The sequence below is a fragment of the Nonomuraea sp. B10E15 genome (genome assembly GCF_039871615.1).
Taxonomy (GTDB): Bacteria; Actinomycetota; Actinomycetes; order Streptosporangiales; family Streptosporangiaceae; genus Nonomuraea.
Genome location: NZ_JBDPMB010000025.1, coordinates 107,341 through 128,418 on the forward strand (window position 1 = coordinate 107,341; position 21,078 = coordinate 128,418).

A 21,078-nucleotide genomic window follows, 5' to 3' on the forward strand; every position below is an offset into this window, starting at 1 on the left:
AACGTCCCCGCCCCGGTCAGCCCAGGCCGGGGTGGGGCCGGCGGGGCGGTGGTGTGCCGCCGCGGTCCGGGCGGTACTCGAAGTGCCACCACTCGTTGTCGTAGATGCGGTAGAGGTCGTAGCGGGCGCCGTGTTCCTCCAGCCAGCGCGCGCCTTCGTGGGGGCGCACGTCCAGCGCGATGCCCTTGACGTGGCTGGATTCCGCCGCCGGCAGCACGAGCATGCGCGCCGAGGCCGGGGAGCCGGAGCGGCGCACCTCCTCGTCGAACATCCGTTGCTGGACGAGGGGATCGCGGTAGCCCGAGGTGAGGCCGAGCAGCTGGCCATGACCCCAGAGCGCCCTGGTACGGGCCGCGGTGAACGCCGCCAGAGCACCGTCGGCGAGCCCGGTGAGGTCCTCGGCCGGGAAGCGCATCCGTAACGCCCAGGAGCACGCCAGTTCACGAGCGCGGCCGGGACGGCGGACGAACGCCGCGGGCAGCAGCAGAACGGCGAGCACCAGCGTGACCACGGCGAACAGCCGGTCGCGGGGCCGAGGTGGGATGGTGCGTGGTTCGTTCATGGCGACTACGATTGGCGCCGAATATGCGTGCGTTGTCCGCCGCATGTCATCGTTTCTCGACGGCGGCCACCGCCGGCGCGACCGTGACACGACCATGACACGGCGCGCACGAGGCGGGGACACGACCGGCCGACAGTGGATGGAGATGACCTGCGGGGAGCTACGGAGCGTGCGGTGAAACTCGGCGGCGTGTCGCGAGTGTTGTTGATCGAGGATGACCCGGCCGTGCGGGAGGGCCTGGAGCTGGCCCTGACCCGGCACGGGCACCGGGTGCGCGCGGTGGAGTCCGGTGAGCAGGGGCTGGACCGGCTGCGTACGGACCTGCCCGACGTGGTCGTGCTCGATCTGATGTTGCCCGGCATGGACGGGTTCGAGGTCTGCCGGCGCATCCGGGCCGCCAGAGAGGTGCCGATCATCATGGTGACCGCGCGCGGCGACGACATGGACGTGGTGGCCGGGCTGGAGGCGGGCGCCGACGACTACGTGGTCAAGCCGGTGCAGCCCAGGGTGCTGGAGGCCCGCATTCGCGCGGTGCTGCGGCGGATCGGCCGGGACCAGGCTGAGCTGGAGCGGCACGGAGACCTGACCATCGATCGGGCCGGGCTGGTGGTCACCCACCGCGGCGTGCCGGTCAGCCTCGCCCCGACCGAGCTGCGCCTGCTGCTCGAGCTCTCCGGCACGCCGGGCCGGGTGCACAGCCGCCAGCAGCTGCTGGAGTCGGTGTGGGAGCACGGGTACTTCGGCGACTCGCGTCTGGTGGACGCGTGCGTGCAGCGGCTGCGGGCGAAGATCGAGGAGGACTCGGCGGCGCCCGTCTACGTGCAGACGGTGCGCGGGTTCGGTTACCGGTTCGGGCCGGTGTAACCGCCGGTGGCACCACGGCCGAGCCCGGGGCTGCGTGCCCGGCTGCTGTTCGCGTTCGCGCTGCTGTGTGTGGTCACCGCGGCGGCGGTGGCCGGCGGGATGTACGTCGGGGCTCGCAACGCCATCCTCCAGCGAGCCCAGGACGCCGCGGTGCAGGCGACGAAGAGCCAGCTGAAGGAGCTCTTCCCGTTGCGGAGTGCGGAGCCCGGCCCGGACGAGCTCCGCGGCATCGCCAACAAGATGACCGAAGGAAACGTCCGCGCGATGGCCATCTACCGCGGGGCGTACTCCACAGGCGACCCGGCGCCGGCCGACCCGCCGGTGGGCTCGCCGGGGCTCCGCACGCAGGGCGGTGACACGCCGGTCGTGCGTCCCGAGATGCTTCCACTGTCCCTGCGGCGCGAGGTGGCCGGCGGCAATGTCGCGTGGCAACGCGTGCTGGTGTGGCAGGGGGCGCCCTTCCTGCTCATCGGCGCGCCGCTGCTGATCGCCGAGCCGGACGGGACGGCGCGGATGTCCGGCATGGAGGTCTACGTCCTGCACAGCCTGCTTCCCGAACAGCGCAGCATCAACGAGCTCGCCGCACGCGCCTGGCTCACCGGCGGGGCGGCCCTGGCGTTCGCGGTCGTCCTGGCCTTGCTGGCCACCCGTAGCGTGCTGCGGCCGGTGCGCGAGCTCGGTAGGGCGGCACACATGCTGGGCGAGGGCGAGCTGCGAGCCAGGGTCGAGGTCCGCGGCGCCGACGAGCTGGCCGACGTGGCGCGCACGTTCAACAACACCGCAGCGGAGCTGGAACGGCACGTCGAGCAGCTGCGCGAGATGGAGGCCGACGCCCGCCGGTTCGTGGCCGACGTGTCGCACGAGCTGCGCACCCCGCTGGCCGCGCTCGCCGCGGTCGCCGACGTCCTCGACGACGAGGCGGACGGGCTGCCCGAGCCCGCCGGCAGGGCCGCCAGGCTGGTCAGCCAGGAGACGCTCAACCTCACCGGCCTGGTGAACGACCTCATCGAGATCAGCAGGTTCGACTCCGGCGTCGCGGCCCTCGCACTGAACGAGGTCGACGTGGCCGAGCTGGTGCGCGCGACCCTGCGTACCCGGGGCTGGCCGGAGCGGGTGCACACCGAACTGGCCTCCGCGGTGACGGCCCGGCTGGACCCGCGCCGGGTGGACGTCATCCTCGCGAACCTGGTCGGCAACGCCCTGCGGCACGGCGAGCCACCGGTGTCGGTACGGCTGCGCGCCGACCAGGACGGGATCGCCGTCGAGGTCCGCGACCACGGACCGGGGCTGGACGAAGCGGTGCTGCCGCACGTGTTCGACCGCTTCTACAAGGCCAGCGCGGCCAGGGCCAGGTCCGAGGGCAGCGGCCTCGGCCTGGCCATCGCGCGGGAGAACGCGCGCCTGCACCGAGGCGACCTCACCGTCACCAACGCCCCGGACGGCGGCGCCGTCTTCACGCTCCGCCTGCCACGCCGGGCACCCGACCCGGATGGAGGCCACGGGTGAAGGCCTGGCTCGCCCGCCGCGTGCTCGCCGCGGGCCTCGTGTCGTTCGTCGCCGTGGCCGGCTGCGGCGTGCAACCCAGCGACGCCATCCCCGCGGGCGCCCCGCCGAGCGGACCCGTCGCACCTACCTGGAAGATCACCCTCTACCTGGTGAAGGACGGCCGGCTCAGCACGGTGACGCGGCGATCCGCTCGTGGACCAGCCCGAACGAACGCGCTCATGCTGCTGGCGGAGGGACCCACGCAGAGCGAACAGGCGGAAGGGATCACCACCGACATCCCGCGCGAAGCCGCCCCGTTCTCGGTGGCCGCCAAGCCGGGCCACCTGGTGGTGACCGTAGCCACCCCGGCAGACGAACTGCCGGCACTGGCCGTCGACCAGATCGTGTGCACGGCCGCCGCCCTGTCGCCGGAGAACCCCGCCCAGGTCACCGTCCTCGGTGCGGGCCAGAGCATCGGCCCCCAGGAGTGCCCGGGGTGACGACGGTGTCCTCCCGAGCTCCGCGGGGCTCGTACACGCGGAGGAAGGCAGCCCGGTCGCTGCCCTGAGCCCGGCCTGGCCGCGCGCTACGTCGCCGGGCTGACCAGCCCTGTCTGGTAAGCGATGACGACCAGTTGCGCACGGTCGCGCGCACCCAGTTTCGTCATCGCGCGGCTGACATGGGTGCGTGCGGTGGCCGGGCTGAGAAACAACCGGGCGCCGATCTCGTGGTTGCTCAGGCCCTGCCCCACCAGGGCCAGCACTTCGCGTTCGCGCTCGGTCAGCTCCGCGAGCCGGTCCTCCGCAGCCCGGGCGGCTGTTCGCCTGGTGGTGAACTCGCCGATGAGGCGTCGGGTGATCCGCGGTGCCAGCAGCGCGTCCCCGGCGGCGATCACCCGGACGGCATGCAGCAACTCGGCCGGCCCGGCGTCCTTGAGCAGGAACCCGCTGGCGCCGGCCTGCAAGGCGTCGAAGACGTACTCGTCGGTGTCGTAGGTGGTGAGGATGAGGACCCGCACCTGCTCCAGCCCGCGCGTCCGGACGATCTGGGCGGTGGCCTGGATCCCGTCCAGTTGCGGCATGCGGATGTCCATGAGGACGACGTCGGGATGGCCGGCGCGGGCCCGTTCGACCGCTTCTGCGCCGTTGGTGGCCTCGCCCACCACCGTGATGTCGTCCTCGAGGTCGAGCAGGACCTTGAACCCGGACCGCACGAGAGCCTCGTCGTCGGCGAGCAGCACCCTGATCGGTGAGGCGGCCGCCGCGTTCACAGGCGCGACCCGGTCGGCGCGAGGGGCAGCCGTGCCCTGACCTCGAACCCGCCGCCCGCGAGCGGCCCGGCGTCGAGCTCCCCGCCCAGCAGCCGGCAGCGCTCGCGCATGCCGGCGATCCCGCGGCCGGGCTCGGCCGAGCGGCCCGTGCTGCTCGGATGCCGGGCCGGCGGGCGCGGATCCGCCGAGTCATGATCCCGGACGGTACGGCCCTCATCGGTCACGCGGATCTCCAAATCCTCGATCCCTGCCTTCAGCTCCACCGTCACGCGGGTCGGGCCGACGTGGCGGATCACGTTGGTGATCGATTCCTGGACGATCCGGTAGGCGGCGCTTCCCACCGCGCTGGGCAACGGCGTCGCGGGCGAGGCCTCATCGAGCTTGACGTCGAGTCCCGCCTGGCGTGCCTTGGCGGCCAGTTCGTCGATCTGCCCCAGCCGGGGGTACGGCTCCCGCCCGCCGTCATCGTCGTCGTCACGGAGCACTCCGAGGATGGCCCGCATCTCCCGCAGCGCCCGGGAACTGGTCTGCTCGATGGCCCGCAGCGCCTCGCGCGCCACTTCCGGCCGCTTGTCGAGCACGTGCGCGGTGACACCGGACTGCACGTTGATGATCGCTATGGCGTGAGCGACGGTGTCGTGGACCTCGCGCGCGATCCGGAGCCGTTCGGCGTCCACCCGCGCCCGCGCTTCCTCCTCACGAGTCCGCTCAGCCAGCTCGGCGCGCTGCTGAGCTTCGGCCGCGATGACCTGCCGGGACCGGACGGACTCGCCGAGGGCCGCGCTCATGACCGACGCGCCGATCCGGAAGTACACCCAGCCGATGGCGGCGCGTGGTTCGATGTCGGCCGCGGCGACCAGCCAGCCGATGGTGAGCACCGAGGTGCCCACGCCGGCGATCACCAGCGCCCGGCGCCCGTCACCGTAGGCGGCCAGGGTGTACAGGGCGACGAAGAGCCCGAGCCAGCCGGGCCCGTCCGGGAAGCCGAGACCGTAGTACACCAAGCTGGCCGACGCGGCGACGACGAACACCGGAACCGGCCACCGGCGGCGGACGGCGACGACCACACCACTGGCGACCAGCAGGGCATATCCCAGGTTTCCGAGGTCGGTCAGGGGACGCTGGACCACCTCGCCGGCATTGCGGACTATCGTGCCCTGCACCTGCATCACGGTGATGAACAGCGCGAGCAACACCTCCTGCGCCGGCACCGGCAGGCGCAACGACACGGCGCGGCCTTTCATGCCTCGATCCTACGGTCGCCGCCCGCGAGAACACTCCGCCCAGCGGCGCGGCCGCCTACGACGACGGGCGTACCGGGGCACGAGCCGTCTACGCGGAACTGCGTAGAGGCAGCCATCCGCAGGCGGAGGCCGTGCCTGCGTCGACGGCGCGACGATCGAGTCAGTGAAACCCCGCCGGGCGCTCACGCTCGTCACCAAACCCCGACCGGCATAGGCCACGCCACCGCGACCCACGCGCTGCGGGCGCCCGTCATCCGACCGAAAGGATGCTCCATGTCCGTCCTGGTTGTGCTGGCCACGCAGGTGGCCTCGCCAGTCTGTACGACGGCCGCTGAATGCGCGGGCCAGGGTGTCGACACGTTCATCGGGACCCCTGCGCGCGTCTGGGCCAGCGTGGCCGCGCTGGTGGCGCTGGCCAGCGTGATCATCGGCTGGCCGGCGCACCGCTCCGTCCGCCGTGGCAACGGCGGGAGAGGGGCGGCCACCGTGGCTCTGGGGGCGGGGCTGATCGGCGGGCTCAACGGCGCGGTGAAACTGGCCGTCGCCGACGGTGGTCTCGGCACCGGCAACGGAGTGTTCGGGGCGGCCGTGGCCCTGGTGCTGGGGCTGGCCGGTGCGGTCCTCGGCGGACTGGCTCTGGCCCGCTCCCGCCGGACCGAGCCGAGCGGCTGACGCGGCCAGGACAGGCCCGCGATCGAGACCCACGCACACAACCCGATCACCACACGGCGCCTCCGAGACGCGCGCTCGTCACCGGCATCTCGACCGGCACAGGCGATCCAGCGCGCCGCGGGGCCCGTCATCCGACCGAAAGGATCTTCATGTCCCTCCACCACCTGACCACCGCCGCCGCGCACGTTCTGGTCCAGCCCGTCGATGCCTACACCTTCACCTCCGGGCGTCTCTGGTCCGTGGTGGGCGCGCTGCTGGGGCTGGCCGGCGCCGTCATCGGCGGGCTGGCTCTGGCCCGCTCCGCCCGCCGTATCGGCAACGGCGGGAGAAGGGGGGCCGCCGTGGCCCTGGGAGCGGGGCTGGCCTGCACGGTCATCGGCGGGCTGGTTGTGGCCGCCGCCGAGGGGGGTCCCGGCACCGGTTACGGAATAGTCGGGGGCTGGGTGGACCTGGTGGTCGGGCTGATCGCCATGGTCCTCGGCGGGCTCGCTCTGGCCCGCTCCCGCCGCACCGCCTGACCCGGCCCGGGACGGTGCCCGAGCCACGGCCGCCGCAGCGCGTACGTCACTCGATCGGACGGCTTCAACCGGAGGGCTGTTCGGGGACCAGCAGCACCGGCTGGTCGGCGTGGCGGGCGAGGTGCTTGGCGACCGAGCCGGTCAGAAGGTGGGTGCCCCACTCATGCCGGGCCGCGCCGATGACGATCATCAGGGCTTGGTGGCGGGCGGCCAGATCCACCAGCTGCCGCGCCGGATCCCCATGGCCGACCTGCCAGCTCCACGGGAGCGGATGACCGGCGAGCAGGGCCTCGACCTGGGCGCGTTCGCCGGCCACCGCCTGCTCGGCGTAGGCGTCCCAGTCACAGGCGTCGGGATCGATGGGGTAGTCGTCCAGATCGACGACATGCACCACCAGCAGCCGCGCTCCCAGCCGGACGGCCAGGTCGGCGGCGGTCGCCAGCGCGCGTCGCGCGGCCGGATGCCGGTCGTATCCCACCACCAGCCACAGCGCCTGACGTTCGGCTCCCTGCCCGGGTGCTGCAGGCGTCGGATGCTCACCGCGGTGGTTCATCACGCTGCCCTCCCTCACCCTTCGACGTGAGCTCGTCCGGCTGGGGCAGGAAGGCGCGGATCGTTCTCGCACAGCGGATCGTCGAGCGCATCGCGGGGCCGGGTGCGGCGGCGGGCCCCACCGCCGCACCCGGCAAACCGGGCTTCACCTGGCATTATATCGTGTCGGCTCTCTACGGCCCTGGGCTCACCAGGTCGCCCGCAGCGTGTGCACGCCGTACACGAGGCTGAAGACGCGGAAGTCCACCTGCTCGTACGGATCGGCCAGGGCGAGGCCGGGGAAGCGGCGCAGCAGCGCGGGGAAGGCGATGCGCATCTCCATCCGCGCCAGCGGCGCCCCGAGGCAGTGGTGCACGCCATGGCCGAACGCGACGTGGCCGGCGGCTCCCCGGGTGACGTCGAGGGTCTCAGGATCGTCGACGAAGGCTGGGTCGCGGTTGGCGGCGGGAAACGAGCAGATCACGAGCGAGCCCGCCGGGATGGCATGCCCGGCGATCTCCACCTCCGTCGTGGTCGTGCGTGGCAGCAGCGACTGCACAACGGACAGCCAGCGCAACAGCTCCTCGACGGCGGGCTCGACCTGGGCCGGATCCTCGCGGATCATCGCCAGCTGGTCAGGGTGCCGGAGCAGGGCCAGGGTGCCCAGGCCCAGCATGTTCGAGGTCGTCTCGTGCCCGGCCAGCAGCAGCAGGCTCGCGATGCCGATCAGCTCGTCGGTGCTGAGATCGTGGCCGTGCTCGCGTACCAGCATGCCGAGCAGGTCCTCGCCCGGGTCGGCCTGCGCGCGGCTCACCAGGCCGGCCATGTAGGCGCGGTCCTCCCGCTGCGCCGCGACGCGCTGCTCCATCGGCAGGGAGGCGTCCAGCATGCGCGCGGAACGCTCCTGGAACTCGGCGCGGTCGGCATGCGGCACGCCCAGCAGCTCGCAGATCACCAGCGACGGCACCGGCAGCGCGAAGTGCGCCACCAGATCAGCCGGCTTGCCCGCCCGCTCCAGATCGTCCAGAGCCGCCTCGACGATCTCGCTGATCCGCGGCTCAAGCCGGCGCATCCGCCGTACCGTGAACTCCGGGGTGAGCATCCGGCGCAACCGCGTGTGCTCGGGCGGGTCGAATCCGATCAGCTGCCCGGCCTGCATCTTGGCCAGCTCGTCGGCGTTCATCTGCCCCGATCCGGGGAACGGCGTCAGGGCGCTGCTGAACCGGACCGGATCCGCCAGCACCCGGCGCACCTCCTCGTGGCGGCAGACCAGGTACGCGGGCAGGCCGAACGGCGTCTCCACCCGCACCACACCCTCGCCGTCGCGAACCCGGGCCAGCTCCTCGACCGGGTCAAGCCCGTTCCGCCGCATGTGCAGCGGCAATTCCAGTGCTTCCGTCATCATGTGTCCTTTCGTCCGGTGATCGTGTGGGACCGTCAGGCGCGGGCGGTGGACTCCACGCCGCTGCTGGTGGCGATCCCGGCCAGCACGAGCTGTGTGACGCTACGACGGCGTCCCAGCCCGTCGTGGTGGTGAAAGGCTGAAAGGCGTCAGCCAGTTCGACCGCACGGGCCACCACCTCCGAGCCGGTGGAGGGAGTGGTGGGGAGGCCGACGACGAAGTTCTGCGGATCGATGAGAATTAGTGCGGTCGTCGTGCCGATCGTGGTGACGGGCATGAGTGAGCCCTTTTCTGAAGATGTCGTCCGATGAGGCGGCCAGTGAGTCTCCGAGGGCGAGGCTCGGGGGAGCCCTCGTTCTCGGGCCCGGGTGGTGGAGTTTCGAGAACACGGGCAAGGTCGGCTCAGGGCTGGGTGTCGAGCCACTCACGGAAGGTGGGTCCGGCGAGCGTGGCATGCGGGCTGGGCAGGAATCCGCCGTCGGCGGCGATCTCGGCATCGGGCATGCCGGACCCGTCGACCCCGACGACCTTGACGCCGCGGCGGGCGCCGAGAAGTGCGGCCGCCTCCGACAAGGTCTCCTTGCGGGGTCCGGCGATCTCGGGGATCGGTGTTCCCGGGGCGGGCGTGCCGGGGACGAGGGCAAGGTCCGCCAGTGTCTCGGCCACCGTGCGGCAGGCCACGAGCTGGGCGGGCAGGGCCGGGACGTAGGCGACGTCGCCGCCCTGCTGCCAGTCCAGGAGCTGACCGACGAACTCGTGGAACTGCGCGGCCCGCAGAACGCGGGCGGGCAGCGGGCCGGACAGCAGGAGTTCCTCGTGCACCTTCTTGGCGGCGAGGAAACCGGCGGTGGCCCTGTCGACGCCGATGATGGACGCCATGGCGATCCGGGTGACCCCCGCCTTCTCGCCCGCCTCCTGCAGGTTGCGTGCCGACGCGCGGAAGAACTCCGTCGCGGCCTCCTGGTCGGAGGCGTGCCACGAGGCGGCATCGATGATGGTCTCGACCCCGGTGAGGGCCTCGGCGAGGCCCTCACGGGTGATGATGTCCACGCCGGTGGCCCGGGACATCGGCACGACCTGGCACCCCAGCTCTCCCAGCACGTCGACGACGTGCCGGCCCAGCCGCCCGGTCGCCCCGGCCACTGCGATCTTGCTCATGTCCATGCCTTTCTGGTCGTTGTCGTTCCGGCCGGAGCGTCCAGTCGGGCGTAGAGCTCGGCGGGGACGCGCTCCCCGGACGGGTTCGGGGTGAGGACCGCCTCCACCAGCTCCAGCGCGGCCCGTTCGGCGTCGGTGAAGTAGGTGGCGTCGCGCCAGGTGGCCACGGCGGTGATGCGCTCCTCGGTTTCGCCGAGCTCGCGCAGGTTGCCGGTCTCCCGGATGGTGAAGCACGTGCTGCCGGGGGTCTGCCCGGCGCGCAGCTGGATGGGAATCGGGCCGTCGGTGAGGGACCGGTGCAGAGGACCGGCGACTTCCGCCATCTCGGGGGGGAAGGGGAGGGGGTTGGGCATACGCGAACGTCGGGGCATGGGATGGACTTTCTCGCTCGTGGTGTCACGTCGTTACGAGCAAGAGATCCCGGCGACCCGATCCTTGTGACAGGAAGGCCCATGTGACATAGACCACCGGCCGTCGGTGTCACAGGGCAGCGAGGGCCGGGATCGTATGGATATGCCACGGTCGCGAACGAAGAGGCGGGAACCTGCGATGAGCGAACGCAGCGAGCAATCGACGGGCCCGTCGATGGACGCGGCCACCGAGGCGTTCGTCGTCCACCGCAACCTGCTGTTCACCCTCGCCTATGAGATGCTCGGCTCAGCCGCCGACGCCGAGGACGTCCTGCAGGAGACCTGGCTGCGGTGGGCGGGCGTCGATCTGGGCCCGGTGCTGGACCAGCGCGCCTACCTCGTCAGGATCGCCACCAGGCAGGCGCTGAAACGGCTGCGTACGCTGGGCAGGCGCAAGGAGTCCTACGTCGGGCCGTGGCTGCCCGAGCCGCTGCTGACCGCGCCGGACGTGGCCGATGACGTCGAACTGGCCGACAGCGTCTCCATGGCGATGCTGCTGGTCATGGAGACGCTCGGGCCGACCGAGCGGGCGGTGTTCGTGCTGCGCGAGGTGTTCGACCTGGACTACGAGGAGATCGCCCAGGCCGTCGGCAGGAGCCCGTCCGCGGTTCGCCAGATCGCCCACCGGGCGCGGTCGCACGTCGCCACCCGCCGGCCCCGCAACACCGGCTCCCCGGCCGAGCACCGAGCCGCGATCGAGGCCTTCCAGCGAGCGGTCGAGACCGGTGAGTTGCAGAGCCTGCTCGACATCCTCGCGCCGGATGTCGTCGCTCTGAGCGACGGCGGCGGAATCAGGCACGCCCTGCCGCGACCCGTTGTGGGGGTCGGCAACGTGGCTCGCCTGCTGGCCGCCGGCTGGTGGAGGCGCGACGCGGAGAGGTCGGCCGAGCTGGTGCAGATCAACGGCGGCCCTGGGCTGCTCGTACGGGTCGACGGGGAGATCGACGGCGTGGTGGCGGTGCGCGTGGAGAACGGCTACGTCACCGGCGCCTACCACGTTCGTAATCCCGAGAAGCTGTCGTACGTGCGGCGGGAGACCGCGATGAGCCGCTGAGGCGGGAACGCCCCACCGCCGCGGTTCTCCGGTTGCTCGGGCGAGATCAGCCGGCGGGCTTGCCGAACCAGCGGGAGAGGTGGTCGTCCAGGTCCTGCTGATCGTCGCCGATCCAGGCGACGTGGCCGTCGGGGCGTAGCAGGACGCACGGAACATCCAGTGCCGCCGTGGGATCGGCGAGGTGATCGACCCGGTCCGACCAGCCGCCGACGGCCAGGCGTCCGGTTCGGTCCAGCAGCAGGCCGCGACCGCGGTGCAGCAGACCGTAGAGGCGGCCCTGTTGCACGTCGATGTCGCGCAGGCGGCGGCCGAGCAGGTCGGGGCCTGCGCCGAAGTCGTAGCGGACGCCGATCGCGGTGATCTTCTCGATCAGGTGGCGGTTCACCTCGTCGAAGTCCATCAGTTCGGTGAGCAACTTGCGCGCGGCCCGCGCGCCCGGTTCGGCGGACAGCAGTTCCATCTGGGCCCGGGTGTTGTCCAGCACGTCCTCGGCGACCGGATGGCGTTCGGCCTGGTAGGTGTCAAGCAGCGTTTCCGGCGCCCAGCCGCGGATCTGCGCGGCCAGTTTCCAGCCGAGGTTGAACGCGTCCTGAACGCCCAGGTTGAGGCCCTGCCCGCCGGTGGGCGGATGGATGTGTGCCGCGTCGCCGGCCAGCAGCACCCGGCCGACCCGGTAACGTTCGGCCAGCCGGGTGGCATCCCCGAAGCGGGACAACCAGCGCGGGGAGTGCACGCCGAAATCGGTTCCGGCGATGGCGCGCAGCTGTTGCCGGAAATCCTCGAGGGTGGGCGGTTCCGCGCGGTCGCCGACTCCCGCGGCGGGGACGACGACGCTGTAGACGCCTCCGCCGAAGGGCCGGAGCCAGAACGGCTGGCGGGTCTCGGGGATCTCGCTCACCCTGGCGGCGATCTCCTCCTGCGGCACACCCACTTCCATCTCGCCCATCAGCGTCTCGGTCCGCGAGGGCTCGCCGGGGAAGCCGACACCGAGCAGCTTGCGCACCGTGCTGCGCCCGCCGTCACAGCCGACGAGGTAGCGCGAACGCAGCTGTTCCCCGCCGGCCAGCTCGACGGTCACACCCTCGTCGTCCTGCTCGAAACCGGCCACCGCGCAACCGCGCCGGACCTGCGCGCCCCGTTCGGTCGCATGTTCTTCGAGCAGGCGCTCGATGACCGGCTGCGGGATGCCCAGCAGATAGGCGTGCGCGGAATCCAGACCCACGGGCGCGGGTTTGGCGATGCCGGCGAAGAAGCCGCCGGCCGGACGCTGCCTTCCGTGCTGGAGCATGCGATCCAGCAGCCCGCGCATCGCCATCAGCTCGAGACTGCGAATATGCAGGCCGACGATGCGGACGAACGACTTGGGCTCGGTTTCCTTCTCCAGAACGAGTACCCGCACGTCGTGCAGCCGCAGTTCGGCGGCCAGCATCGCGCCGGTCGGCCCGCACCCGGAAATGATCACGTCGAACATAGGTGTTGCCTTTCGGGAGTGCCTGGTGGCGAGGCGCTCCCGGCGACACCTACGTCGATCGCCCGGCCGTGACGGGAAGGGGGAGCACCCACATCGATACAGCGTTCATGGGTCTCACCTCCCGGGGCGGCGTCACGGTCACCCGCAAGCTACAAGCCCGAGCATCACCCGGTCCAACCCTTTTCCCGGCTACCGTTCGCCCGGGGATGTTGTGGAACGGCGGGCCACAAGGGTCGGGGTGACGGAGAAACGGACCGCGGCGGTACGGCCGGCGATGCGTTCGAGCAGCAGCCGGCCTGCGGTCTGCCCCATGATGGCGCCGTCCTGGTCGACGCTGGTGAGCGCGACGTGCGCGAGGCCGGTCAGGCGTGCGTTGTCGTAGCCCGCCACCGAGATGTCGCCGGGCACGCTCAGGCCCGCCTCGTGGACGGCGGCGAGGGCGCCGAAGGCGGCCTGGTCGGCGCCGGCGAAGATGGCGGTGGGGCGGGGATCGCGGGCCAGCAGCTCGCGCGCGCCGTCGTAGCCGCCTTCCTCCGTGTAGGCGGTGGCGGCGACGGCGATGTGGTCGGCCAGGCCGTGCTCGGTCATCATCCGCTCGTAGGTCGCGGCCCTGATCGTGTGCAGCAGGGTGGCGGCGCGGCCCCCGACGGTGTCCTTCTGCGTGATGTGCGCGATGCGGCGATGGCCGAGCGCGATGAGGTGCTCGACCACGAGCTCGGCGCCGACCTCGTCGTCGTCGAGCACGCAGTCGTACAGTGCCGAGCGGTCGTGGCGGCCGAGCACGACGAGGGGGATGTCCTTCGCGAGTTTCTCCAGTTGTCCTCTGGTGCAGACCGGAGCGACCCAGAGGACGCCGTCCACCTGCCGGTCGACCAGCGCGTCACTGGCCCGGCGCTCTGCCGCGGGGTCGTTGCCGCCGCTCTGGACCATGATCGCTTGGTAGCCGCTGGGGGAGATCTCATCTGTCAGGCCGTCGAGGATGTCGGCGAAGAAGGGGTTGCGGATGTGGGGGAGGAGCACGCCGATGGTGAAGGTGCGCCCGCGCATGGCCCGGGCCGCGTTGTGGGGGCGGTAGCCCAGCTCGTCGATGGCGGCCTGCACCTTGATCCGCATGGCCTCGCTGACGCCGTAGGCGTTGCGCAGCACTTTCGACACCGCCGTGGTGGAGACCTGGGCGTGCTCGGCCACGTCGGTGATGGTCACCCTGCGCTGCTGGTCTCGTGTGCCCATGAGCCACCTTTCCGCCCACTCGACTCGCCCGATTGTAAGGGGCGGCCCGTCCGGACAGGATGGATAACGTTACCCAACTTTTCGATCTGAGGGGTTGTCCGGCCCGTCTTCACAACAGTCACGATAGGAGACCGTTCCCCAAGGACACTCTTGACGGCCTGCCGAGTAACGCCTACGTTAACTCGCATCGGGGGCGCTTAAATCGTTTCAAACGAACCCGGAGGGGCGTTGTGAAGACCTCGCACCGCGTGCCGGGAGCGGCCCTGGCCGTTCTCGCGATGGCGGCTCTGACCTCGTGCGGCTCCGGCTCCGATTCCGGAACCGCCGCCACCGGCCCGGTCACCTTGGAATTCCTCATCGACAACAGCGCGGCCACGGTGGACACCGCCGAAGCGCTCGCGGACACGTTCATGCAGGCCAATCCCACTATCAAGATCGAGATAGAGACCCGGCCTGGAGGCAGCGAGGGCGACAACATCGTCAAGACGCGGCTCTCGACGGGCGACATGTCGGATGTGTTCTGGTACAACTCCGGGTCGCTGCTGCAGGCGCTCAACCCGGCGCAGACCATGGTCGACCTCACCGGCGACCCGGTGCTGGCCAACGTGGCCAAGGACTTCCTGCCCGTGGTGAGCCAGGACGGCAAGGCCTACGGCGTCCCCGGCGGCACCGCCATGGGCGGCGGCATCCTCTACAACCGCAAGGTCTACGAGCAGCTCAAGCTGGAGGTGCCCAAGACCTGGGCCGACTTCACGGCCAACAATGACAAGATCAAAGCAGCCGGCATCGCCCCGGTGATCGGCACGTACAAGGACACCTGGACCTCGCAGCTGTTCGTGCTGGGCGACTACTACAACGTGCAGGCGGCGGCGCCGACCTTCGCCCAGGACTACACGGCCAACAAGGCCAAGTTCGCCACCACCCCCGCCGCCAGGGCCGGCTTCGACCACCTGGCCGAAGTGCACGCCAAGGGATACCTGCAGGAGGGCTTCGGCTCGGCCACCGCCGACCAGGGCATGAAGCTGCTGGCCGAGGGCAAGGGTGCGCACTACCCGATGCTGAGCGCCCAGCTCCCGCCGTTCGTCGCCACCATGCCACAGGCGGCCACCGACATCGGCTTCTTCGGCATCCCCGGCACCGACGCCGCCAAGAACGGCGCCACCATCTGGGAGCCGGCCGGCATCTACATCGCCAAGACCACCGAGAAACTGGAGGCGGCCAAGAAGTTCCTGGCCTTCGTCGCCTCGCCGGCGGCGGCCGACGCGGTCACCAAGGCCGTGCCGCCGGCCGGGCCGTACCGGATCACCGGGGCCGAACTGCCCGACGACGCCATCCAGGCGGCCAAGGACCTGCAGGCCTACGTGGACGAGGGTGCCACGGCGCCGGCGCTGGAGTTCGTCTCGCCGGTGAAGGGCCCGTCCCTGGAGCAGATCACGGTCGCCGTCGGCTCCGGCCTGACCCCGGCCGCCGAAGGGGCCGCCCAGTACGACAAGGACGTCGAGAAGCAGGCCAAGCAACTGGGGCTGGCAGGGTGGTGACCAGGCAGGACACCGGGCCCCGCACGGGGCCCGGCCCGGCACCCGGGCATGCGCGCGCCCGCGCCTCCCGCCGCCGGCGCGACGCGGCCTACCCGTACGCGCTCTATCTACCCGCCGCCGCCGTGTTCCTGGTCATCTTCCTGGTGCCGACGGCGATGGCCTTCTACTTCGCGCTCACCCGCTGGACGTTGTTCGACAGCGAGTTCGTCGGCCTGCAGAACTTCCGCGACTTCCTGGCCGAGCAGAACCTGCGCATCGGCTTCCAGAACACGATCATCTACGCCGTCGTCACCAGCGGCCTCAAGGTCGTGCTCGGGCTGCTGCTCGGCGTCCTGCTCACCGGCAGGCTGCGGCTGCGCGGATTCCTGCGCTCGGTGGTGTTCTTCCCGACGCTGGTCTCCACCGTCGCGGTCGGCATCACCTTCGCCATGCTGCTCAAACCGCAGACGGGCCTCGTCAACCAGGCCCTCGCGCTGGTCGGGATCGACGGGCGCGACTGGCTCGGTGACGCCACCACCGCGCTGCTGTCCGTCGCGCTGGTGGACGTGTGGAAGGGGGTCGGCCTGGCCACCGTCATCTACATCGCCGGCATCATGTCCATCCCGCGCGAGTACTACCAGGCGGTCGCGGTGGATGGCGGCGGCGCCTGGCACCGCTTCCGGCACATCACGCTGCCGCTGTCCTGGCCGGCCACCTACTCGGTGATCATCCTGTCGTTCATCGCCGGGCTGCGCTCGTTCGATCTCATCTGGACGATGACCCGCGGCGGTCCCGGCTTCACCAGCGACACCATCGCCTCGATCATCTACAAGCAGTACCAGGCAGGCTTCTTCGGCCTGTCGACCGCCGGCAACGTGATCCTCTTCCTCGTCGTCGCGGCCATCGCCGTGCCGCTCAACTACTTCCTCGGCAAGAGGCAGGTCACCGCATGACAGCACTGAGAAGGCTCAGCGGCGAGACCGTCGCGCTGGTCCTGGCCACCGTGATCTTCCTGGTCCCGTTCGCGCTCATGCTGCTGACCGCCGTGAAGAACCCGGAACAGGCCATCGACCTGGACTTCTCCTGGCCCACCAGCTGGCCGGTCGTCGAGAACTTCATGGCCGTGATCGAGGCGCGCGACTACGTGCTGCTGCGCGCCTACGTCAACAGCACCATCATCACCGTCGCCTCGGTCACCCTGCTCGTCGTCTTCGCCGCCATGGCCTCGTTCGTCCTGCAGCGCCGCCCGGGCAAGGTCGCCAAGCTGGCCGACTTCCTCGTACTGACGGGTCTGATCATCCCGCCCGCGGTGGTGCCGACGATCTGGCTGCTGCAGGCGCTCGGCCTGTTCAAGACCCTGCCCGGGATGATCCTCGCGGAAGTGGCCTTCAACCTGTCGTTCGCGATGTTGCTGTTCCGCGCGTTCATCGCCGCCATCCCGCGCGAGCTGGACGAGGCCGCCCAGATCGACGGCTGCGGCGGCTTCCGGCTGTTCTTCCAGGTGATCTTCCCGCTGCTGCGGCCGGTGACCGTCACGGTCGTCCTGGTCAGCTCGGTCAACATCTTCAACGACTTCGTCAACCCGCTCTACCTGCTCCCCGGCGACGAGAACGCCACGGTGCAGGTCACCCTCTACAACTTCCAGAGCCAGTACAACACCCAGTGGAACCTGCTGTTCATGGACATCGTCCTCATCACGATCCCCCCGCTGGTGCTGTTCGTCTTCTTCAACCGCAAAATCGTCGCCGGCATGACCGCCGGCGCCATCAAGGGGTGACATGACCTCTCCGTACGTTTCCGCAGTGGCCTTCGAACACCACCGAGACCCCCTCGGCATCGGCGAACCCGAACCGCGCCTGTCCTGGACCGTGGCCACGGACCTGCCGGGATGGATCCAGCAGGCGTACGAGATCGAACTCGGCGACGGCCTGTCCACCGGCCGGATCGAGTCGGGCGAGTCCGCGCTCGTGCCGTGGCCCGGTGCGCCGCTGGGCTCGCGGGAACGGCGCGCCGCACGGGTGCGAGTGCACGGCGCCGACGGCTCGACCAGCGACTGGAGCGCATGGTCGCACGTGGAAACCGGCCTCCTGGAGCCCGCCGACTGGCAGGCCACGACCGCCGCGCCACCGCTGGAACTGCTCGGCGCACCCGACGGTCCCGCGCTCCTGCTGCGCCGCGGCTTCACCCTGCGCGCTCCGATCGAGCGCGCCCGCCTCTACATCACGGCCCACGGCATCTACGAGGCCGAGATCAACGGCCGAGTGGTCGGCGACGACGTGCTAGCCCCCGGCTGGACCAGCTACCGCCACCGCCTGCGCTACCGCACCCACGACGTCACCGGCCTGCTGCGCGAGGGCGCCAACGCCATCGGCGCCACCCTCGCCGACGGCTGGTACCGGGGCCGCATCGGCTTCGGCGGCGGCAAGAGCGACCTGTACGGCGAGCGCACCGCCCTCATCGCCCAGCTCGAGATCGCCTACATCGACGGCACCACCGACGTGATCGTCACCGATGACGCGTGGCGCTGCGCCCGCGGCCCGGTCACCGAGGCCGGCCTGTACGACGGCGAGAAACACGACGCGCGCCTGCACCCCGCGGGCTGGTCCGAGCCCGGCTTCGACGACTCCTCCTGGCTGCCCGCCGACGCCCTGTCCCACGATCCGGCGCTGCTGGTCGCCCCCACGGGCCCGCCCGTGCGCCGTACCCAGACGTTGTCCCCCGCCGAGGTGCTGACCGGCCCGGACGGCGAGACCCTCCTCGACTTCGGCCAGAACCTCGTCGGCCGCCTGCGCATCCGCGTGCACGGCCCGGCGGGGCACACGGTCACCCTGCGCCACGCCGAGGTCCTGGAGGACGGCGCCCTCGCCGTGCGCCCGCTGCGCGCGGCCGCCGCCGAGGACCGCTACACGCTGCGCGGCGACGCCGAGCCGGAGACCTTCGAGCCCCGCTTCACCACGCACGGCTTCCGCTACGCGCAGATCGACGGCTGGCCCGGCGCGTTCGACCCGGCTGACGTGGTGGCCGTGGTCTGCCACACCGACATGCGGCCCGCCGGCGCGTTCGAGTGTTCCGACCCGCTGCTGAACCGGCTGCACGACAACGTGGTCTGGAGCATGCGCGGCAACTACGTCGACCTGCCCACCGACTGCCCGCAGCGCGACGAGCGGCTCGGCTGGACCGGCGACATCCAGGTCTTCGCCCCCGCCGCGGCCTTCCTGTACGACTGTGCGGGGCCGCTGTCATCGTGGCTGGCCGACCTGGCGGCCGAGCAGTCGGAGGTGGGCACCGTGCCGCACTACGTGCCGTGGGTGCCGCTGATGTTCGGACTGTCCCCGGCGGCGGCCTGGGGCGACGCCGCCGTGCTCGTCCCGTGGACGCTCTATGAGCGCACCGGCGACCTCGGCCTGCTGCGGCGCCAGTACCCGAGCATGACCGCGTGGGTGGACCAGGTCGCCTCCCTCACCAGGGACCACCTGTGGGACGAGGGCTTCCAGTTCGGCGACTGGCTGGACCCGGCCGCGCCCTCGGACGATCCCGGCAGGGCCCGTACCGACCGGGCGCTCGTCGCCACCGCCTACCACGCCTGGTCGGCGCAGGTCGTGGCGGACACGGCGGAACTGCTCGGCCGTGACGCCGACGCCGCCCGTTACGCCGAGCTGGCCGGGCAGGTGCGGACGGCCTTCCGCCGCGAGTTCGTCACGCCCTCCGGCCGGCTGGCCTGCGACACCCAGACCGCCTACGCCCTCGCCTTGACCGTGGACCTGTTCGATGGCCCCGAACAGCGCGAACGCGCCGGACGCCGCCTGGTCGAGCTCGTCGCCGACGACGACCACCGCATCGGCACCGGCTTCGTCGGCACCCCGCTCATCTGCGACGCCCTGTGCTCGGTCGGCGCCTACGACACCGCCTACCGGCTCCTGACCCAGCGCAACCGCCCCTCCTGGTTGTATCCGGTGACGATGGGCGCCACCACGATCTGGGAGCGCTGGGACAGCATGCTGCCCGACGGCTCCGTCAACCCGGGCGAGATGACCTCCTTCAACCACTACGCGCTCGGCGCGGTCGCGGACTGGATGCACCGCACCGTGGCCGGTCTCGCCCCTGCCGGGCCCGGCTACCGCCGCATCTCCGTCCGCCCGCGTCCCGGCGGCGGCCTCACCCACGCCCGCGCCGCCCATCACACCCCCTACGGCGAGGCGGAGGTGAACTGGCGGCGTGACGGGGAGCGGCTGACCGTCGCCGTGCGCGTTCCGCAGAACACGACCGCCGTCGTCGACCTGCCCGGAGAGCCCGCTGTCGAGGCCGGCCCCGGACAACACGTCTTCCACTGCGCCTGGCCGGAAGCCTCTGAGCGGACGCCCTGACACCCGTACGGCATGCACACCCCGGACACCGTCACGCCCGGGCTTCAGGGCCGATGAGGTGGCTGCCGTTCCGGACGAGGCCGCGACCTGGCGACGAGCCGGCGGCACCGTATCGAACGCGAGCGTGTCCATCAGCTTGACGAGTGGCGACTCGATATCGGTGTCATCGACATAGTGGTCGCCCCGCTCGTCGGCCATACACGTGATGTAGGCGGACAGCTCGTCGGCCAGCTCGGCCGGCCGCGGGTCGTCGTCGGCCCGGTCGAGAGCCTCGCTCAGGGTGAGGTAGAAGCAGACGAACCGCGGGTCATCGATCTGCTCCCGCTTGCGCGCCGTCCACTCCGGTACCCGCGCGGGTGAGAGCGCGGACAGCGGGATCCAACCGTCACGCTCGGCTCGGACGATCCGCTCGTCGACTCCGAGCGCCCGCAGCCGGTCGAGATACTCGACCACCTCCGAGGGCAGCGCCAGGCTGTCCCCCGAGGCGAGCCGGGCGATGCGCTCACGGTGCCGCTGCCGTTCCCGGATCTCCGCTCGCAGCCGCCTGTCGATGCCCGCCACCGCCGCGGCGAACTCTTCCTCGCCGGCCCGCAGCAGTTCCCGCACCCGCGCCAGCGGAACCCCCGCCTCGGCGAGGGCCCGGATCCTGATCAGCTCCACCACTGCGCCGGCGTCGTATCGGCGGTAGCGGAGCGGTCCCGCTCCGGCTCCGGCAGCAGGCCCTTGGCGTGGTAGTGCCGCACCGCGCGCACCGTCACCCCGGCGTACGACGCCAGCTCACCGATGGTCAGCATCAGACCCGCTTCCAGGAGTCGCTCAAGAGGTCGCCGGTCCCGGTGCTCTGCGGATGATCTCGGCGATGTCCCGGGCATGGGTGAAGACCAGCCCGTGGTCGGCGTCGAGCCAGGTGGTGGCGATGTGCGGCTGCTCGCGGACAAGCCGCTCAACGCCGGCGCGCCAGTGCTGGTTGAGCCGGGACACCTGCCCTTCGCCGCCGTCGCCGGCCATCGAGGTGGACATGATCATGCTGATGGGCCGGTCGATCTTTCTGTACCGGTCGAGGATGTCGGACCTGACCACGTCGATCTCGAGATTCAGGTCGACAATCTCCTGGGCGGCTCGCGCAGGTCCGCCTGCGTCGAGTTCAGCCCGGGGCACAGGATCAGCGTTCGCCCCCGACCGTGCCGAGACACCGGGATCGTGACGCTGCCGTGCTGGATCGTGAAGTGCCGCATCGTCCTGTCGCCTCTCTCCATCACGCCGTGCTCGCCGTACGCCGCGCGCGGTCCGGCGGCCTCGATCGCACGGGTTTCCGTGGTCATGCCA

22 protein-coding genes are annotated in these 21,078 nt (G+C 71.1%); 10 read left to right on the forward strand and 12 right to left on the reverse strand.

Annotated features, from left to right (window positions below; genetic code table 11):
• Positions 1–16: 16 nt before the first annotated feature.
• On the reverse strand, positions 17–562 hold the full coding sequence (gene vanY-N / locus ABGB14_RS42255; protein ID WP_347649509.1) for a D,D-peptidase/D,D-carboxypeptidase VanY-N: 546 nt from the start codon (positions 560–562) through the stop codon (positions 17–19).
• Positions 563–751: 189 nt separating this feature from the next.
• Between vanY-N and ABGB14_RS42260 the strand changes: the two genes are divergently transcribed.
• The 3 genes from ABGB14_RS42260 to ABGB14_RS42270 are packed head-to-tail and all read left to right on the forward strand — an operon-like array spanning position 752 to position 3,411.
• Positions 752–1,426: a response regulator transcription factor gene (locus ABGB14_RS42260; protein ID WP_347649537.1), complete on the forward strand. Its 675-nt coding sequence runs from the start codon at positions 752–754 to the stop codon at positions 1,424–1,426.
• A gap of 6 nt (positions 1,427–1,432) precedes the next feature.
• Positions 1,433–2,932, forward strand: a complete 1,500-nt coding sequence (locus tag ABGB14_RS42265) for a HAMP domain-containing sensor histidine kinase (protein WP_347649510.1) — start codon at positions 1,433–1,435, stop codon at positions 2,930–2,932.
• Positions 2,929–3,411 (forward strand): hypothetical protein, encoded by a 483-nt coding sequence (locus ABGB14_RS42270; RefSeq protein ID WP_347649511.1) that lies wholly within the window; start codon positions 2,929–2,931, stop codon positions 3,409–3,411. The genes ABGB14_RS42265 and ABGB14_RS42270 overlap by 4 nt, the downstream gene beginning before the upstream one ends.
• Positions 3,412–3,497: 86 nt before the next feature.
• On the opposite strand, the gene ABGB14_RS42275 is transcribed toward ABGB14_RS42270, so the two are convergent.
• Positions 3,498–4,181 carry a response regulator transcription factor gene (locus ABGB14_RS42275; protein WP_347649512.1) on the reverse strand — a complete coding sequence of 228 codons (684 nt, stop codon included), beginning with the start codon at positions 4,179–4,181 and terminating at the stop codon, positions 3,498–3,500.
• Positions 4,178–5,425, reverse strand: a complete 1,248-nt coding sequence (locus tag ABGB14_RS42280; RefSeq protein ID WP_347649513.1) for a sensor histidine kinase — start codon at positions 5,423–5,425, stop codon at positions 4,178–4,180. The genes ABGB14_RS42275 and ABGB14_RS42280 overlap by 4 nt, the downstream gene beginning before the upstream one ends.
• A 273-nt stretch (positions 5,426–5,698) precedes the next feature.
• On the opposite strand from ABGB14_RS42280, the gene ABGB14_RS42285 reads away from it, so the two are divergent.
• Together ABGB14_RS42285 and ABGB14_RS42290 are read left to right on the forward strand one after the other, a co-directional pair.
• Positions 5,699–6,097, forward strand: a complete 399-nt coding sequence (locus ABGB14_RS42285) for a DUF6223 family protein (RefSeq protein WP_347649514.1) — start codon at positions 5,699–5,701, stop codon at positions 6,095–6,097.
• A 149-nt stretch (positions 6,098–6,246) separates the two neighbouring features.
• Entirely contained in the window at positions 6,247–6,615 is a 369-nt protein-coding gene (locus ABGB14_RS42290; protein WP_347649515.1) for a DUF6223 family protein, read from the forward strand.
• 64 nt (positions 6,616–6,679) lie between these two features.
• Here the strand turns inward: ABGB14_RS42290 and ABGB14_RS42295 are convergent, their stop codons facing one another.
• The 4 genes from ABGB14_RS42295 to ABGB14_RS42310 all read right to left on the reverse strand — a co-directional run bounded on the left by ABGB14_RS42295 (position 6,680) and on the right by ABGB14_RS42310 (position 10,077).
• Entirely contained in the window at positions 6,680–7,168 is a 489-nt protein-coding gene (locus tag ABGB14_RS42295) for a universal stress protein (RefSeq protein ID WP_347649516.1), read from the reverse strand.
• 186 nt (positions 7,169–7,354) lie between these two features.
• Positions 7,355–8,548, reverse strand: coding sequence for a cytochrome P450 (locus ABGB14_RS42300; protein ID WP_347649517.1), 1,194 nt, complete (start codon positions 8,546–8,548; stop codon positions 7,355–7,357).
• A 402-nt stretch (positions 8,549–8,950) separates the two neighbouring features.
• Positions 8,951–9,706, reverse strand: a complete 756-nt coding sequence (locus ABGB14_RS42305) for a hypothetical protein (RefSeq protein ID WP_347649518.1) — start codon at positions 9,704–9,706, stop codon at positions 8,951–8,953.
• Positions 9,703–10,077 carry a carboxymuconolactone decarboxylase family protein gene (locus ABGB14_RS42310; RefSeq protein WP_347649519.1) on the reverse strand — a complete coding sequence of 125 codons (375 nt, stop codon included), beginning with the start codon at positions 10,075–10,077 and terminating at the stop codon, positions 9,703–9,705. The genes ABGB14_RS42305 and ABGB14_RS42310 overlap by 4 nt, the downstream gene beginning before the upstream one ends.
• A 178-nt stretch (positions 10,078–10,255) precedes the next feature.
• Between ABGB14_RS42310 and ABGB14_RS42315 the strand changes: the two genes are divergently transcribed.
• A complete protein-coding gene (locus ABGB14_RS42315) occupies positions 10,256–11,170 on the forward strand; it encodes an RNA polymerase sigma-70 factor (RefSeq protein ID WP_347649520.1) in 915 nt (304 codons plus the stop codon).
• A gap of 46 nt (positions 11,171–11,216) precedes the next feature.
• Here the strand turns inward: ABGB14_RS42315 and rox are convergent, their stop codons facing one another.
• Together rox and ABGB14_RS42325 are read right to left on the reverse strand one after the other, a co-directional pair.
• Positions 11,217–12,641 (reverse strand): rifampin monooxygenase, encoded by a 1,425-nt coding sequence (rox, locus tag ABGB14_RS42320; protein ID WP_347649521.1) that lies wholly within the window; start codon positions 12,639–12,641, stop codon positions 11,217–11,219.
• Between the two features lie 189 nt (positions 12,642–12,830).
• Positions 12,831–13,871 (reverse strand): LacI family DNA-binding transcriptional regulator, encoded by a 1,041-nt coding sequence (locus ABGB14_RS42325; protein WP_347649522.1) that lies wholly within the window; start codon positions 13,869–13,871, stop codon positions 12,831–12,833.
• 230 nt (positions 13,872–14,101) lie between these two features.
• Between ABGB14_RS42325 and ABGB14_RS42330 the strand changes: the two genes are divergently transcribed.
• From ABGB14_RS42330 to ABGB14_RS42345, 4 genes are read left to right on the forward strand one after another with little or no spacing between them, the layout of a single operon-like run.
• Complete coding sequence (locus ABGB14_RS42330; protein ID WP_347649523.1) at positions 14,102–15,409, forward strand: extracellular solute-binding protein; 1,308 nt, start codon at positions 14,102–14,104, stop codon at positions 15,407–15,409.
• Complete coding sequence (locus ABGB14_RS42335; protein WP_347649524.1) at positions 15,406–16,341, forward strand: sugar ABC transporter permease; 936 nt, start codon at positions 15,406–15,408, stop codon at positions 16,339–16,341. Before ABGB14_RS42330 ends, ABGB14_RS42335 begins: the two co-directional genes overlap by 4 nt.
• A complete protein-coding gene (locus ABGB14_RS42340; RefSeq protein WP_347649525.1) occupies positions 16,338–17,165 on the forward strand; it encodes a carbohydrate ABC transporter permease in 828 nt (275 codons plus the stop codon). The genes ABGB14_RS42335 and ABGB14_RS42340 overlap by 4 nt, the downstream gene beginning before the upstream one ends.
• 25 nt (positions 17,166–17,190) lie before the next feature.
• Entirely contained in the window at positions 17,191–19,752 is a 2,562-nt protein-coding gene (locus ABGB14_RS42345) for a glycoside hydrolase family 78 protein (RefSeq protein ID WP_347649526.1), read from the forward strand.
• A 650-nt stretch (positions 19,753–20,402) separates the two neighbouring features.
• Here ABGB14_RS42345 and ABGB14_RS42350 read toward each other — a convergent pair.
• Genes ABGB14_RS42350 through ABGB14_RS42360 form a run of 3 tightly spaced genes read right to left on the reverse strand, consistent with a single transcriptional unit; the run spans position 20,403 to position 21,074 of the window.
• On the reverse strand, positions 20,403–20,546 hold the full coding sequence (locus ABGB14_RS42350) for a MerR family transcriptional regulator (RefSeq protein WP_347649527.1): 144 nt from the start codon (positions 20,544–20,546) through the stop codon (positions 20,403–20,405).
• A gap of 22 nt (positions 20,547–20,568) precedes the next feature.
• A complete protein-coding gene (locus ABGB14_RS42355; protein ID WP_347649528.1) occupies positions 20,569–20,832 on the reverse strand; it encodes a hypothetical protein in 264 nt (87 codons plus the stop codon).
• A 14-nt stretch (positions 20,833–20,846) separates the two neighbouring features.
• Positions 20,847–21,074 carry a hypothetical protein gene (locus tag ABGB14_RS42360; protein WP_347649529.1) on the reverse strand — a complete coding sequence of 76 codons (228 nt, stop codon included), beginning with the start codon at positions 21,072–21,074 and terminating at the stop codon, positions 20,847–20,849.
• Positions 21,075–21,078 lie beyond the last annotated feature (4 nt).